We start from the raw sequence: 16157 nt of genomic DNA, 5'->3' as shown, positions 1-16157 counted from the left end.
GTAAGAGAAGATGAAACAGGACAAAAATAAAGAATTCAGAACGCTGTGCCTGGTCGGCCTGGCGGGCCTATCGTTCTTTTCCGCCATGGCCACGGCGGCCCAAAACAGCCCTGCCATCAATGCCCTGTTGCAACAGGCCGCCTATTGGCATGACAAAGCCCATAACGAACTGGCGGAAGAATCGCTGCAGAAAATTCTGGCGGTGGACAGCAGCAACGCCGATGCGCTCTACCTGCTGGCCCTTTATGCCCTAAGCAGCGGACAGCGGGCCCAGGCCCAGCAGTGGCGGCAAAGGCTGGAGGCGGTTTCTCCGAACGATCCCCGGCTGCAAAATCTTGATAACGCCAAGGTCATGCAGGCCATTTCTCCCACCCAGCTGGCCAATGCCCGTCAATTGGCGGCCCAGGGCAATACCGCCCGCGCGTTGGAAAGCTATCGCACGCTGTTTCAGGGTAACAAGCCCCTGGACAGCCTGGCGGTGGAGTACTACGAAACGCTGTCCGGCGTACCCGCCTCCCGCCCCGAAGCCATTGCCGGCCTGCGGGACTGGCTGAGCCGGCAGCCCACCGACAATGCCGCCAAAGCGGCCCTTGGCCGTATCCTGACTTATGACGAAAGCAGCCGCCGGGAAGGCATCGGCCTGCTGATGCCCCTGGCGGCCGGCAATAAACAAGCGGACAGCGCGTTGCGCCAGGCGCTCATCTGGATGGCGCCGAAACCGGAAGATAAAGCCGTTTACGACAGCTACATGCAGCGCCATCCAGACGATGCCGGCGTACTGACGCATTTCCAGCAAAGCGTCGGCGGGCAGGAGAAGGGCCAGGGGTACACCGCGCTGAACAGCGGCGATCTCGCCGCGGCGCGCAGCCGGTTTGAAGCGGTGCTGACCACTAACCCCAATGACGGCGATGCGCTGGCGGGATTGGGGTATATCGCCATGCGCGGCGGCGATTTTGCCGCGGCGGAAAACTATCTGAACCAGGCGGTGAAACAGGGCGGTCCCAACAGCGCGCAGTGGGCGTCCCTGGCCAAGGACGCGCATTTTTACGGCACCCTGAACAAAGCCAAGGGAGCGGTGACCTCCGGCGATTTGAATTCGGCCCTGGCCCTTAGTGAACCGCTGGCGCAGGAGGAAGGCGACAAGGGCACATCGGCGGAATTATTCCGTGCCGATGTGCAGCGCCGAAAAAACGACCTGCCGGGGGCGGAGCAGACTTATCGCGGCCTGCTTGCCAAAGACAGCCAGAATACCGATGCCAAGCTGGGGCTGTATTACACGCTGCAGCAGGAGCATAAAGGCGCCGAGGCGCAGCAGTTATTGCAAACCATTCCGGCGGATAAACGTCCGAAAGTCTATGTGGGCGTCAATGTGGATCCGTTGCGGCAACAGGCCGCCCAGGCGCTGCAGGCGGGGGATCCGCAACGGGCGCTAAACCTGTTGCAGCAGGCGCTGCAAAAACAGCCGTCCAATATCTGGGTCCGGCTGGATATGGCGCGCATTCTGCAAAAACAGGGGAACAGCGCTCAGGCGGAGTCGCTGATGGCCGCCGCCGGCCAACGTGGCGCCCCGGCGGATAATCTCTATGCCGCCGCCCTGTTCGCCAGTGAAACCAAGCGCTGGTCCGTGGCATCCCAACTGCTGGCCTCGATACCGCAAAACCGCCGTAACCGGGCGATGCGCGACCTGGCCGCCAGCGTCAGCTTCAATGAACAGATGAGCAGCGCCGAGGCTTACATGCAGCAGGGTAACCGCACCGCGGCGTTGAACACGCTCCATGCCCTGGCGCAAACGCCGCCGTCCGCCCCGTCCGACGTGGGCAACCTGGCGCAGGATCTGATGAAGCTGGGGGATAGCGCCACCGCGGTGTCCCTGGTACGCGGCAATATGCGGGCCGGGATTAACGGCACTCTCGACGACTATGCCGCGCAAATCGGCGTACTGACCCAGGCGGGCCTTAACGACGAGGCGGACGCCGTTTTGAACAATCCGAAGATTGTGGCCGGCAGCACCCCGGCCGAACTGAGCCGCATCCGGCAGGGTTCGGTTATCCAGCAGGCGGACGATTTGCGCGAGCGCGGACAATATGCCGCCGCCTACGATAAGCTCATCGCGGCGATGCAAAGCGACCCGCAAAATGTCGATTTGATGCTGGCCATGGCCCGCCTGTATCAATCCGGCAAAATGAACGAGCAGGCGATGCGGGTCTACGACTTTGTGCTGACCAAAGAGCCCAATAATGACGATGCCCGTACCGGCGCGGCCAATGCCGCGCTGGCGCAGGGGGACATCGGCCGCGCCAAGCGGCTGGTGGCGGGCATGCAGGGACCGCGTACCGTCGATCGCATGATACTGGAAGCCCGCATTGCGGAAGCGGCAGGGGATCACCAGCAGGCCCTCGCCCTCCTGCGTTCGGCCAAGGGACAGGTTATCGGCATGAGCGCCTCCGGCGCCGGCGGCGCGCCGGTGGTGGGCGGACTGGAAATCGCCGACAATCCTTTTATCAACAAGAGCACCGATGCCCCTACGCCGCGTACCGCCTCCGCCTACGGCACGATATTACCCTGGCAGCGCTCCGATACCGTGACGCCGCTGCCCCTGACGGGCGTGGCGCAAACCCCGGTCCGGGCGCAAACGCCGGCAGAGCGCACGCTCAAGCAAATCAATCAATTGCTCGATCAGGAGCAGGACGCGACCTCCACCTGGGTGGAGGGGGATATAGGTATCCGCAGCCGCGACGGCGAAAGCGGCCTTAGCAACCTGACCGAAATCAAGGCGCCCCTGCTTCTCTCCGGCGTGCCGTTCGACAGCTCCCGTCTTAAGCTCACCGTGACGCCGGTTTCACTGGACGCCGGCTCCACCTCCGGCACCTCCGGCAACCGTTTCGGTACCGGCGCGCTGCAGCAGGCCAGAATGGTTGAGGCCGCTACCGCCGCCGCCGCTACCGCCGCCGCGGCGAACAGCACCACGTCCACCACCACCACGTCCACCACCACCAATGCCGACGGGACCCAGAGCAGCACTACCACCACCACTTCTTCCACCACCGATAGCACCACCACGGTCAACCCGGACGATTATGTCGCCGACTCCCCCGGCTCGCAAAAAGCCACCGGTACGGAAGTGAACCTGGCGCTGAGCGGCGACAGCTATCAGGCGGATATCGGCTCCACTCCGCTGGGACAGGATCTAAGCACTCTGGTGGGCGGGTTCCAATGGTCCCCCAGCCTGACCAATTTCAGCAAGCTGACGATCACCGCTGAACGGCGGCCGGTCACCGACAGTTTGCTGGCCTACGTCGGTAGCCGGGATAAAATCAGCGGCGATAAATGGGGACAGGTGACCAAGAACGGCGGTTATATCCAGTACTCCTATGATGACGGCGACGCCGGCTTATATGCCGGGGTGGGCGGCTACAGCTACGTGGGGGAAAACGTTCCCCGCAATACCGGTATCACATCCTCAGAGGGCGTCTATATGCGCCCTTATCGCGACGACAACAGCGAACTGCGAACCGGCGTCAATATTACCTTTATGGATTATGATAAAAACCTGAGCTATTACAGCTTCGGCCAGGGGGGGTATTTCAGCCCGCAAAACTATATCAGCGTGTCGCTGCCGGTGAATTACAACCAAACCTACGACGACTGGAACCTGAACCTGGGGGGCTCGGTGGGCTATCAATCCTACACCCAGGATAAGACCGCTTATTTCCCCGGCAATTCCACCCTGCAATCCGAACTGGAAGCCCTGGTGGCGGCGGGTTATGGCACCGCGGCCTATTACGACGCCCAAAGCAAAAACGGCGTAAGTTATAATGTGCATGCCAACGGCAGCTATAAAATCAATCCTCATGTAACGGTGGGCGGACAGGTGGGTTACGATACATTCGGCGATTATTCCGAAAGCACAGCCTTGTTATATTTCAAATATTTATTGGGTGGTAATTAAGAATGCAGGATATGCTTAACGCTTCTCCCGAGCTGGGCTATTATCGCCGGCGGCAATATCAGTCCGGCTGGCAGGATATACTGGATATTATGCTCTCCGGCATCGCCGAGAACGCCGGCGATGAAGACCGGCGGCAGTTTCTCAACCTGATGGGCAGCCGTCTTGCCCAGCGTTTTCCCATGGCGCAGGCGCAAACCGTCGGCGATCTCGAGGACGAGCTTAACCGCCTGTGGGCCGGTTTTCACTGGGGTTATGTGCGTCTGCAGCCGGCGGAGGCCTCGCTGACGCTTAAGCATTATGCCTTCCCGGCGGCGGCGGCCGGAGCGGATGAGTCGCAATGGATTGCCGGGCTGGCGGCAATACTGGAAGGCGCCTACGCCGCATGGCTGGTGGCGCAAGGGGGTCAATCACATGTTGCGCTGCGTTGGCAGCAAGACAGCGCCGAAGGCGTGATGACGTTCAGTTACCGTAACGGCTTATAAGGGACGGTCGTTTTATGAAATTCGCTCGCCATTTCGCACTGCTGATAGGTTTGGTTTTTGCCTTGATCTCCGGCTCCACCCAGGGGGAAACCATGGGCTGGCATAATTATAAAAGCCGCTTTCTGCTGCCGGAAGGCCGGATCATCGATACCGGCAACCACAATATCAGCCACAGCGAAGGACAGGGTTTCGGCATGCTGCTGGCGGTGTTCAATAACGATCGCGCCACTTTTGATCAGTTGCTGAAATGGAGCGATGCCCACCTGTATCGCAAAGATATCGGCCTCTATTCCTGGCGCTACGACCCCGCCAGCACCCCGCCGGTGGCGGATCTCAATACCGCATCCGACGGCGATACCCTTATCGCCTGGGCACTGCTGCTGGCGGGCCAAAAATGGCAGCAGCCGGCCTATATCGCCGCCTCCGGCAAGCTTCAGGAGGCGCTGATCAAACACAACGTGATCCGGTACGCCAGCTATACCGTCTTGCTGCCCGGTGTGACGGGGTTCAATCAAACCAGCGCGATAACGCTCAATCCCTCCTATTTCATCTTCCCGGCCTGGCAGGCGTTTTATCAGCAGGGCCACCTGAAAACCTGGAATGATTTATCCACCGACGGCCTGAAGCTGCTGGCGCAGATGCGTTTTGGCGACCCGCAGCTGCCCACCGACTGGGTCACCCTAAGATCGGATAAAACCCTGTCTCCGGCGGATAACAAGCCTGCCCGCTTCAGCTTCGATGCCGTTCGCATTCCCCTCTACATCAATTGGGCGCAGCCCAGGAGCCTGGCCCTGGGGCCCTATGTCGGCTATTGGCGGCAGTTCGACCGTCTGAGCACCCCGGCCTGGGTGGATGTACTCACCGGCGAAAAGCCCAATTACATGCTGACGCCGGGCATGCTGGCCATCCGGGACGCTATTATGGGGAATCAGGCCCAGGTCACCGACAACATCCTGTCGCAAGAGGATTATTACTCCGCCAGCCTGCATCTGCTGACGTACTGGTCGCTAAAATAGCCATTTAATATAGATTAAATTGCATAACGGGGTGCAGGGTTTCCGGGTATGCCGGGAATACCCTCCGCTGCGTTTGTCATGTGATAATCTGCCGGGGATGCATAGTATCCATATATTATATATTTATTATAATTTTCATTATTAATAAATAATATTAGCCACTCTTCTTGATTATCGAAGAATAAAACTTGTTTAGTTGTGACAGAGCCTATAAAGTTATTCCGGCGGGAGCGCTCCAGTAATTTATTAATATACTTTGGTTGCTATGGATGGATAATAATCATATAACTGTGATCAATCAAATTATATTATCCACAAAGAATAAAAGGAGATCGTTAAAGATGCATTCATCAGTAACCATAAATAACAAGGGTACGGCTATTATATCGCCGTCTGATTTAGTAAGCGCCCCATTACCCGCCCCTTTAACCGCCCATCAAGTACAAAATGAAACGTTTTTAGATGGAGATGATCAACATGCTCTGCGAGTTAGAAACGGTCTTTACTGGTTTGAGAGCAAAGAAATTGCTTCGCTCAATGGCCGGATAACGTTCATAAACAACGTGACCGATGAAATTTTTCATATTACGCCTAGCAAGGACACCTCTATTACCTTAATATCATTGGGCTCGGGGGGGTTATTGACTGAAGCTTATATCCATCAACGACTTCAGCAGGCAAATTATAAAAATATAGCCTGGCGCATTATAGATGTATTATATGGCGATAAAGACTTTCAGCAGTTTTTGAAACGGTTCAAAGCGGAAGCCGGGGAAAATTGCCGGGCATTTACTACTGAGCAGGCCTATTTTAAGAAGATTGTCGGCCATGGATCCTTAGTTGAAGACGATAAAGCCCGAGGTGAAATCATTATTTTATCCATAAATCCTCCTACTACTTTCCAGGATACCGCCGGGAAGCTCAGAGAGAGTGCTGAAGGGTTGCAATTCATTGGAATGCCCCAATCGGATTACAACAAGGCAAATGCAATTTTTTACTGCTTGGTAAAAATAAAGCCTTACTGGATGTTAGCATAAATGGGTTATCCGAGGGTAAAACATTATGTTGGGATCAGGGGCTGAAATGCTATATAGATAACAATGGAGTGCATACACTCCAATACAACTCAAACGATAAGGGTCGTGAACTTTATAAAGCCGTTTCAAATCGCTTAAACCCTCCCGGCAATATCAATCCGTCAACAGAATCTAAAACGTTCTTGAGAGTATTGACAAAAGATTAGATGAATTTTAAAGATTTAACGTCCGACGGCATATTTGGAAAGAAATATCTTACGTCGGATTATGAAGCCAGCTTGCTGAATTTAAAAGATGGCTTTGGCGGCAAGCCTAATCCAGCATTATTCGCTTCTTTTGATGAAAATAAAATTGAGATAAAAAATAATTTAGAAATTAATAACCATCAACCCTCCACAGGCATTGATGATTCCGCAAGCATACTCAATTCACCTGGAGGTTTTATTCGGGCGCTGAGGTCTGTCGGAAACAGTGCTTTGAATTTCATGCCGTCCATAGGTGAATATGTAATGTTTGCTACTTTTGGGCTAATTGCCGTGGGGTCGCGACTGATTGACTTAATTGAAATGCCAATGATTTCACTGCTGCCATGCACACTTCCGGGAGCGTTTATCGGCGCTAATGGCGGGATGATGTTGGGGGGTAGCCATTGGGCACGATGGACCAGGAAAATCTCATCATGCCCGCTAGCAAGGTTATGGCGCACGCCTCAGCGAATGCCCTGCGCCTCATCCTGATCAACGGCGAAACAGGCCACCAGCTGTTCGCCGTATTTTTTCAGCTGCGGCTGCAACTCGGTACAGGTACCGAAGCGGCGGCGGCAGCGGGCGCTGAAGGCGCATCCCGGCGGCGGATCCAACGGACTGGGCAGCTCGCCGGTCAGCTTGATGCGTTCGCGGCGCAAATCGGGGTTCAGCCGCGGCGTGGCGGACAGCAGCGCCTGGGTATAGGGATGGCGCGGATTGTCGAATATCGCCGCCTTGCTGCCCTTCTCCACGCAGCGTCCCAGGTACATCACCATCACTTCATCGGCGATATGCTCCACCACCGACAGATCGTGGGAGATGAATACATAGGACAGCCCCATTTCCTGTTGCAGGTCCATCATCAGGTTCAAGACCTGGGCGCGAACCGACACATCCAGGGCGGAAACCGGCTCATCGGCAATCACCACATCCGGGTCCAGCATCAAACCGCGGGCAATGGCGATACGCTGGCGCTGGCCGCCGGAAAACATATGCGGATAGCGCTCGTAGTACTCCGTGCGCAACCCCACCTTTGCCATCATCGCCAACGCTTTTTCACGGCGCTGCTCCCGGTTCAGGGAGGTATTGATAATCAAAGGCTCCTCCAGTATCTGCCCCACTTTCTTACGGGGATTCAGCGAGCCGTAAGGGTTTTGGAACACAATCTGGATTTTCTGCCGGCGCAAGTGCTCCGCGGTCTGGTCCGGTTTCAGCAAATCCTGGCCCAGATAATGGAGTTCGCCGCCGGTGGGCATTTCAATCATGGTCAGCAGCCGGCCCAGGGTGGATTTGCCGCAGCCGGATTCGCCCACCACCGCCAGTGTCTTACCCCGCTCCAGGGTAAACGAGACGCCATCCAGGGCCTTAACCAGGGTTTCCTTGGCGAAAATGCCCTTTTTCACCGGATAGTATTTCTTTAAATCAACCGCATGCAGCAGCGCCGTTGACGCGGGATCGTAAATAGGTTCGCTCATCGGGTGGGTCTCCCCTCGTCATCCAGCGGATAGTGGCATTTCGACTGCCGATCCGGCAGCGTCATCAGCTCCGGTTCCACCTGGCGGCATTTCTCGTCGGCATAGGGGCAGCGGGGATTAAGCAAGCATCCCAGCGGGCGGTCGTATTTACCCGGCACCATGCCCGGCAACGAGGCCAGCCGCGATTTATCGGCGGCAAACTCCGGCAGGGCGCGCAGCAGCGCCTGGGTATAGGGATGGCGCGGCGCGCGGAAGATTTCCGTCGCCTTGCCGGTTTCCACCACCTGCCCGGCGTACATCACGATAATATAATGAGCCGATTCCGCCACCAGGGCCAGATCGTGGGTAATAAGCACCAGGGCCATATTTTCCCGCTGCTGCAAATCCAGCAGCAGTTCGATAATCTGCGCCTGGATAGTCACATCCAGCGCGGTGGTGGGCTCGTCGGCAATCAATAACTTCGGCCGGCAGGCAATGGCCATGGCTATCATCACCCGCTGGCTCATGCCGCCGGACAGCTGATGGGGATAGACATCCAGACGGGAAGCCGGGGCGGGAATCCCCACCAGGGTCAGCAGATCAATAGCCCGCTGGCGCCGGGTTCTGCGGTTGCCTCCCTGGTGCACCTTGATGGCTTCCATAATCTGGTAACCCACGGTGTAGCAAGGATTCAGGCTGGTCATCGGATCCTGGAAAATCATCGCAATATCGGCGCCGATCAGCTGGCGGCGCTCGCTATTGGAGATCTTTTGCAAATCCCGCCCGTTGAATACCAGGTTTTCCGCCATCACCCGGCCGGGAAAATCTATCAGGCCCATAATGGCCAGCGAACTTACCGACTTACCGGAGCCGGATTCGCCCACGATACCCACCACCTGGCCTTGCTCCACCTGGTAGCTGATACGATCGACGGCGCGAAACGGTGTCCCTTCATCACCGAAATGCACCGACAGTTTATCTATGGTTAATAACGCCATTGCTTCCTCGTTACTGCTTGAGTTTGGGGTCGAGCGCATCACGCAGCCCGTCGCCCATCAAATTAAAGGCTAAAACGGTGAGCAGGATAATGACCCCGGGGAAGGTCACTACCCACCAGGCAGTTTGCGCAAACTGCAACACGTCGGCGAGCATGGTGCCCCACTCCGGTGTCGGCGGCTGCGCGCCCATGCCCAGAAAGCCCAGCGCCGCCATATCAAGGATGGCGTTGGAGAAACCCAGCGACGCCTGCACGATTAACGGCGCCAGGCAGTTGGGAAGAATATTGATAAACATCTGCCGCATGGCGCCGGCGCCGGCAACGCCGGAGGCGGTCACGTAGTCGCGGTTCACTTCCCCCAGCACCGCCGCGCGCGTTAAACGGATATAGTGTGGCAATGCCACGAACGTCAGCGCCAGGGAGGCATTCACAATGGAGGGGCCGAATATCGCCACCAGCACCAGAGCCAGCAGCAGGCTGGGCAGCGCCAGCATGATATCCACGACACGCATGATGATAACGTCCACCAGTCCGCCGATATAACCGGACAACAGGCCGAATATCACCCCGAAAATCAGTGACAGCACCACCACCAGGCAGCCCACCAGCAGCGACAGCCGGGCGCCGTACATCAACCGGGTCATGATATCGCGGCCGACGTCATCAGTACCCAGGATGAACTGCCAGCTGCCGCCCTCCATCCAGACCGGCGGCCGCAGCAGGGCTTCGCGGAACTGCTCGGCCGGGCCGTGTGGCGCTATTACCCCGGCGCCGATGGCAATCACGAACATCAGTACGATGTAACCCAGCCCGATTACCGCGCCTTTATTGCGGTGAAAATAGTGCCAGAACTCCTGCAACGGGGTCATGGGCTTAGGTGCGCCGGCTACCACCGGCTCAGAAATTTCAGTCATTTTCCATTCCCCTATTTCTTGTGGCGAATACGCGGGTTAACCACGCCGTACAGCACGTCCACCAGCAGGTTCACCACAATAATCAGGATCGCTACCAATAACACACCGCCCTGCACCACCGGATAATCCCGGCGCTGCAAGGCTTCAATCAACCACCGCCCCAATCCCGGCCAGGAAAAAATGGTCTCGGTGAGAATTGCCCCCGCCAGCAGGGTACCCACCTGCAAACCGATGACCGTGACCACCGGCAGCAGGGCATTGCGCAGCGCATGGACGATAATGACCCGCATACGGCTTAGGCCCTTGGCCCGGGCGGTACGGATATAATCTTCGCTCAGCACTTCCAGCATCGCCGAGCGGGTCATGCGCACGATCACCGCCAGTGGAATGGTGCCGAGCACGATGGCCGGCAGAATCATATGCTTAAGGGCGTCGATAAAATCACCGGGCTGCCCCCAGATCAGAGTATCAATCAGCATAAATCCGGTGAGGGGCAGCGAATCGTCCAGGAACACCGTATCCCCGACCCGCCCGGAGACCGGCGTGAGATTCCAGTGCACCGACACCAGCATGATAAGCATCATGCCCCACCAGAAGATGGGCATCGAATAGCCGGCCAGGGAGATACTGACCGCGGTATGATCAAACAGCGAGCCGCGTTTTACCGCAGCCAGCACGCCGGCCGGAATACCCAGCGCCACGGCGAAAATCATTGCGCAAACACCCAGTTCGAGGGTTGCCTTGAAACGCGGCACAAACTCTTGCCAGACGGGTATGCGGCTTTTAAGGGATATACCCAGATCACCGTGCAGAATGCCGACGACATAACGGATATATTGCTCATAGAGCGGTTTGTCCAGGCCCAATTGCGCCATCGCCTGGGCGTGCTGCGCCGGCGACATGCCCCGTTCGCCGGCCATGATCAACACCGGATCGCCCGGGATCAGATGGACAAACGCAAACGTCAGCAAGGTAATACCAATAAACGTCGGGATCACAAGTCCCAAACGTCGGAGTATGAACTGCAACATATTCCGAACTCTCTGTTTCTGTATATAGTTTACCCGGTCGCTTGCGGCGACCGGGTTATCAAAGCTCACATCTTCAGGATTCCCCCCCGTGGCCTCGCTGGCGCGATACCTTCCCCTGTGCGGCACAGGGGATGTTCCCGCCCCCTCGCATGAACGGAGGGGGCTCCCTATAGGGTTAAGGAGGGTTTATTGACCTTTACTCTAAAGATACGTTCTCGAAATGATGTTTACCTAACGGATCAACCACGTACCCTTTGACTTCTTTACGCACCGGTTCGTACACCGTTGAATGGGCAATGATTAACGCAGGGGCCTGATCGTGCATCACCACCTGAGCCTGCTTGTACAGCTCGATACGTTTTGCCTGATCGGAAGTGCTGCGGGCCGGCTGGATCACGTCCTCAAACGGTTTGTAGCACCATCTTGAATAGTTGGAGCCGTCTTTAGCCGCATCGCAGCTGAACAGGGTGGCGAAGAAGTTGTCCGGATCCCCATTGTCGCCGGTCCAGCCCATCATAACGGTCTGATGCTCGCCGGCTTTGGCGCGTTTAAGATACTCGCCCCATTCATAGCTGACAATCTTGGCTTTCACGCCGATTTTCGCCCAGTCGGACTGAATCAGCTCCGCCATGCGACGGGCATTCGGGTTGTAGGGACGCTGTACCGGCATCGCCCATAAATCGATGGAGAAGCCATCGGGGAAACCGGCATCTTTCAGCAGCGCTTTAGCCTTGACCGGATCGTAAGGATAATCCTGCACCGCGTCGTTATAGCTCCACATGGTCGGCGGGATCAGGTTCTTGGCCGCTTGGCCGGCGCCCTGGTAAACGGCGTCGATGATGGCGGATTTATTCACCGCCATGGTCAGCGCCTGGCGGACCTTCAGGTTGTCCAACGGTTTCTTTTGTACGTTGAACGACAGATAACCGACGTTCAGACCCGGCTGGGACAGCATGGTGATATCTTTGTCCTGCTTCATGCGGGCGATATCGGCCGGATTCGGGTACGGCATAACCTGGCATTCGTTTTTCTGCAGTTTGGCGTAACGTACCGACGCGTCGGGGGTAATGGAGAATACCAGGCGATCGATTTTCGGTTTGGTGCCCCAGTAGTTTTCAAACGCTTTATACAGAATGCGTGAATCCTTCTGGTACTGCAGCAGTTGGAACGGACCGGTGCCGATTGGGTTCAGGTCGATTTTTTCCGGCGTGCCGGCTTTCATCATCACATCCCCATATTCGGCGGACATAATGGAAGCGAAGTCCATGCCTAAATCGGCCAGGAAAGGCGCCTCTGCACGGGTCAGGTTAAAGCGGACGGTATAATCGTCGACCTTTTCCACGCTGCTTATCAAATCGCCCATGCCCATGCCGTCAAAGTATTCATAGCTGCCGCCGGAAACTTTATGGTAGGGGGCATTGGCATCTTTCATGCGCGTAAAGGAGAAGACGACGTCGTCGGCGTTAAGTTCGCGCGTCGGTTTGAAATCCTTGCTTTCCTGCCACTTGACGCCGTGACGCAAATGGAAGGTATAGGTTTTACCGTCGGCGCTGATGTCCCATTTTTCCGCCAGACTCGGAATCACTTCCGTAGTGCCGAGTTTAAAATCCACCAGGCGGTTATAGATAGGAACGGAACTGGCGTCAAAGGTGGTGCCGGAGGTGAACAGCTGCGGATTGAACCCTTCAGGCGAACCCTCTGAGCAATACACCAGGGTTTTGGCCTGAACGCTGGCAGCCACAGCTAAAGCAGCCAGGCTAATGCCGACCTTCAGTATCCCTGATTTGGTCAAGGAAATTGTCATCATTATGCTCCATTACGTGATGTGATGTTGTGTGTTGTGTATACGGCCAGACGCTGTTTTTTTTAGGCTGCGGTCTGTGCTGTGCGCCTTGCGGCAACCGAACGAAAGAGGGGAAAGAAGAGTGCGGACTGCCCGATGAAAAGCGTCGACCGACATGCTGAATGCAGGACACATTCAAACAATCCTTTGCCCCCCTGACTTCCGAGGCTCCCAATTTGGCAACAGTTTGCCATGACGTCAATATAACCAATAGGGATTTACACATTTTAAGGGGTGGGCCAAACGAACATAAACACCAGGTATTTGATCATAAAACCAGCACGAACATTAGGCTTATAGTTAATAAACCAAAGTATTGCACTCTATTATCAAAGATTACTGGTCATAGATTCTAATTAAAAACTAAAAAACTTTCTTTCCGAATGGCTAATATATGAACGGTTGTTTCAAGAATGTGGGTTAAAAGCAGGTTAAAATGCTGTCATTAATTAGGTTATTTGGCGATTCGACAACTCTGCCGCTCACATCGCCATACTATCCGCCTACTATATTAAAACAATATGACTAGCCATAAGAATAACAGAGGATCACCAGCGTCGGCGCGTCCTCGACACGCTATATTCCCCTGAATAATTCGCGGCGCCAAGGGGGTGTTGTCTGATATTTTGGTTGTGGTTCCTGCCGTCTTTTACCGCTCTTAAACAGCGGGGTAGACATTTTTAAGCAATTGGCAATGCCGAGATCAATTAAATAAAAGATTTTTATTTCGCGAAAGATTTAACCTGATAAAAATATCTATTCCCGTTTTCATTAATAACTCTTTTACTGGAAGAATATAATGCGTAATGCATTGGCCATTTACCACGTCGCTTTTGAGGACTTGGGATCCCTTGGGGGGATATTAACCCGGAGCGGGTTTAACATCACCATGGCCGACGCCTGCGCGCTGGACTGGTCCGAGGTGGACCCGCTGGCCTACGATCTGGTGATTGTCTTGGGCGGCCCTATCGGGGTGTATGAACAGGAGGCCTATCCTTTCCTGGTGCCTGAAATCGAACTGATACGCGCCAGGCTGGCGCGGCAGCGGCCGACGCTTGGGATATGCCTGGGAGGGCAGCTTATGGCGGCGGCGGCGGGCGCCAGGGTTTATCCCGGTACGGCGGGTAAGGAAATCGGCTGGGGGGCGCTGCATGCCGGTGGGGACATCTCGCGGCTGCCGGCGCTGTCCGGGCTGTTGAACCGGCAGGTGAAGGTGTTGCATTGGCATGGGGATACCTTTGATCTGCCGGCCGGGGCATGGCATTTGGCGGGCTCAGACAGGTATGCCAATCAGGCCTTTGCATTGGGTGACTATGCGTTGGGATTCCAGTGTCATTTGGAGGTGACCGCGGCGGGTTTGGAGTCGTGGGATGTGGGCCATGCCGCCGAGCTGGCCGGGGCGGGGGTGAGCGTGCCGCAATTGCGGGAGACAGAGCCGCCGCTATGCGCCGTTGCTGGCGCAGGCTGCGGGGGATTTTTGGCGGTCCTGGCTGGCTGGGGTCTTTGCTTGATGATTGCGCGCGGGGCGCGCTTGAACCCCGGTATCGGCATGGGTGCCCTTTAACACGTCCGGTTCAGGATCGGTGATGGCGGGCCTAGCGTGCCATGGGGCGCTTCGGCGGGCGGTAAAACCACGCCCGCGTCGGCCCCATTGGCGCGCTCTCCCTTTAACATGCCCGTTGCACGTTCGGTGACAGCGGGCCTAGCGTGCCATGGGGCGCTTCGGCGGGCGGTAAAACCACGCCCGCGTCGGCCCCATTGGCGCGCTCTCCCTTTAACATGCCCGTTGCACGTTCGGTGACAGCGGGCCTCGCGGGCCGTGGGGAACTTGCAAACGTTCTCAGAGTTTATGAGGCGGGGCAGGATGCTAGGAGAGTAAACCGTCCGCGCCAGGACGGCGCGGATCGAGCCTCCAGGGATGGATTTACGGCGTGTTTACGATCTAGCATCCTGCTCCGACCGGGCACGGTTTAAAGTGCGGTACTCGCGGACAGGGTTTTAGCCCGATGCAGTCGCTAGAATTTCTTGACTTCTATTTGCAGTTTTTTGAGGGCGTAATAGAGCTGGCGGGGTGTGATGTTAAGCAACCGGGCCGCTTTGGCTTTGACGCCGCCGCTTTTTTCCAGCGCGCTGATTAACCGGTTACGGGGGTCGTCCTCGTCCACTAAGGCGGCGTCGTGGGCCGGGGGGGATAGGGTGCCTTGGCCTGCGGGGGTTACGGGCCGCCAGGCGGCCGCCGGTGCAAGAACGCCGTCGTTGCTTTCATGGGCCGGCGGTACCTCTTCCTGCCGGCTGATTTTCTGGTTCAGCCGCTGGCGAAAGCACCGTCCCGCCAGGCAGGGCAGTTGGCGGATTACATCGTCTGCGGCCAACAGGGCGGCATGTTCCAGGCAATTCTCCAGATCCCGGACATTACCGGGCCAGTGGCATACATACAGCGGCGCCAACGCCGCCTCGGTGATGGAGAGCCGCAGGCCGTTAACCCGGTTGTAGCGTTCAAAAAAATAGGCCGCCAGGGCGGGGATGTCTTCTTTTCTGTCCCGCAGCGGCGGCAGGTTAACGGTGGCGATATGGATCCGGTAATAGAGCTCCGGCAAAAATTCCCCCCGCACCATCATTGCTTCCAGGTTTTTTTCCGTGGCGCAGATAATCCGCACGTCGCTTGGCAAGGTTTCGGTGCTCCCCAAGGGCCGATAGAGCTGGTCCTGCAACATTCGCAGCAGCCTTTTTTGCAACGCCAGGGAAAAATGGCCGATTTCGCTGATAAACAGCGTGCCGCCCGCCGCCAGGGAGATATCGCCGGGGTAGCGGGCGGCGCCGGGAGAATAGCCGGAATCGCAGCCGAACAGCTCCAGCAGGGTCTGTTCATTATTAAGGTAGTCGCAGCAGACTTTGATAAAAGGCCCTTCGCGGTTCGGCGACAGATTATGTATCGCCCGGGCAATGACGTCCTTGCCGGTGCCGGGCTCGCCGCGCAGCAGCACCGCCGTGCGGGTCGGCGCTATGCGCGCGAGGATCGCCATGATATTTTTCATGGCGGGGGAGCGTGCGATGATGTGGTCCACCTCGTGCCTGGAGTGGGGCTTGCGGGACCGGCCGTGGACCGGCCGGCCCGGGGCGGGATTGAATCGCGGGACGGATATCCGGTCCTGCTCGCCGGTTTTAACGAGATCGGTCTGTGTACTCATT

12 protein-coding genes are annotated in these 16157 nt (G+C 56.7%); 6 read left to right on the top strand and 6 right to left on the bottom strand.

Annotated elements, in window-relative coordinates; translation table 11 throughout:
- Positions 1 to 10: 10 nt before the first annotated feature.
- The 5 genes from GTU79_RS00530 (at position 11) to GTU79_RS00510 (ending at position 7221) form a co-directional block, all read left to right on the top strand.
- Complete coding sequence (locus GTU79_RS00530) at positions 11 to 3949, top strand: cellulose biosynthesis protein BcsC (protein ID WP_203524507.1); 3939 nt, start codon at positions 11 to 13, stop codon at positions 3947 to 3949.
- Between the two features lie 11 nt (positions 3950 to 3960).
- Positions 3961 to 4431, top strand: a complete 471-nt coding sequence (gene bcsD, locus GTU79_RS00525; RefSeq protein ID WP_214513634.1) for a cellulose biosynthesis protein BcsD — start codon at positions 3961 to 3963, stop codon at positions 4429 to 4431.
- Between the two features lie 14 nt (positions 4432 to 4445).
- On the top strand, positions 4446 to 5447 hold the full coding sequence (locus GTU79_RS00520) for a family 8 glycosyl hydrolase (RefSeq protein ID WP_203524509.1): 1002 nt from the start codon (positions 4446 to 4448) through the stop codon (positions 5445 to 5447).
- 341 nt (positions 5448 to 5788) lie between these two features.
- Positions 5789 to 6484: a hypothetical protein gene (locus GTU79_RS00515; protein ID WP_214513633.1), complete on the top strand. Its 696-nt coding sequence runs from the start codon at positions 5789 to 5791 to the stop codon at positions 6482 to 6484.
- Positions 6485 to 6690: 206 nt separating this feature from the next.
- Positions 6691 to 7221, top strand: a complete 531-nt coding sequence (locus tag GTU79_RS00510) for a hypothetical protein (RefSeq protein ID WP_214513632.1) — start codon at positions 6691 to 6693, stop codon at positions 7219 to 7221.
- Here GTU79_RS00510 and dppF read toward each other — a convergent pair.
- The 5 genes from dppF to dppA all read right to left on the bottom strand — a co-directional run bounded on the left by dppF (position 7194) and on the right by dppA (position 12929).
- Positions 7194 to 8204 carry a dipeptide ABC transporter ATP-binding subunit DppF gene (gene dppF / locus GTU79_RS00505; RefSeq protein WP_203524511.1) on the bottom strand — a complete coding sequence of 337 codons (1011 nt, stop codon included), beginning with the start codon at positions 8202 to 8204 and terminating at the stop codon, positions 7194 to 7196. The genes GTU79_RS00510 and dppF overlap by 28 nt on opposite strands.
- Positions 8201 to 9181, bottom strand: a complete 981-nt coding sequence (gene dppD / locus GTU79_RS00500) for a dipeptide ABC transporter ATP-binding protein (protein ID WP_132923984.1) — start codon at positions 9179 to 9181, stop codon at positions 8201 to 8203. The genes dppF and dppD overlap by 4 nt, the downstream gene beginning before the upstream one ends.
- A 10-nt stretch (positions 9182 to 9191) precedes the next feature.
- Positions 9192 to 10094 carry a dipeptide ABC transporter permease DppC gene (gene dppC / locus GTU79_RS00495; RefSeq protein WP_132923985.1) on the bottom strand — a complete coding sequence of 301 codons (903 nt, stop codon included), beginning with the start codon at positions 10092 to 10094 and terminating at the stop codon, positions 9192 to 9194.
- Between the two features lie 11 nt (positions 10095 to 10105).
- Positions 10106 to 11125 carry a dipeptide ABC transporter permease DppB gene (gene dppB, locus GTU79_RS00490; RefSeq protein WP_132923986.1) on the bottom strand — a complete coding sequence of 340 codons (1020 nt, stop codon included), beginning with the start codon at positions 11123 to 11125 and terminating at the stop codon, positions 10106 to 10108.
- A gap of 196 nt (positions 11126 to 11321) precedes the next feature.
- Positions 11322 to 12929, bottom strand: coding sequence for a dipeptide ABC transporter periplasmic-binding protein DppA (gene dppA / locus GTU79_RS00485; RefSeq protein ID WP_132927921.1), 1608 nt, complete (start codon positions 12927 to 12929; stop codon positions 11322 to 11324).
- Positions 12930 to 13767: 838 nt separating this feature from the next.
- Between dppA and GTU79_RS00480 the strand changes: the two genes are divergently transcribed.
- Positions 13768 to 14532: a glutamine amidotransferase gene (locus GTU79_RS00480; RefSeq protein WP_214513631.1), complete on the top strand. Its 765-nt coding sequence runs from the start codon at positions 13768 to 13770 to the stop codon at positions 14530 to 14532.
- Between the two features lie 451 nt (positions 14533 to 14983).
- Here GTU79_RS00480 and GTU79_RS00475 read toward each other — a convergent pair whose 3' ends face one another.
- Positions 14984 to 16156: a sigma 54-interacting transcriptional regulator gene (locus GTU79_RS00475; protein ID WP_203524513.1), complete on the bottom strand. Its 1173-nt coding sequence runs from the start codon at positions 16154 to 16156 to the stop codon at positions 14984 to 14986.
- Position 16157 lies beyond the last annotated feature (1 nt).

The sequence above is a fragment of the Sodalis ligni genome (genome assembly GCF_016865525.2).
Taxonomy (GTDB): domain Bacteria; phylum Pseudomonadota; class Gammaproteobacteria; order Enterobacterales; family Enterobacteriaceae; genus Acerihabitans; species Acerihabitans ligni.
This window is presented reverse-complemented; position numbering and strand designations above follow the sequence as displayed.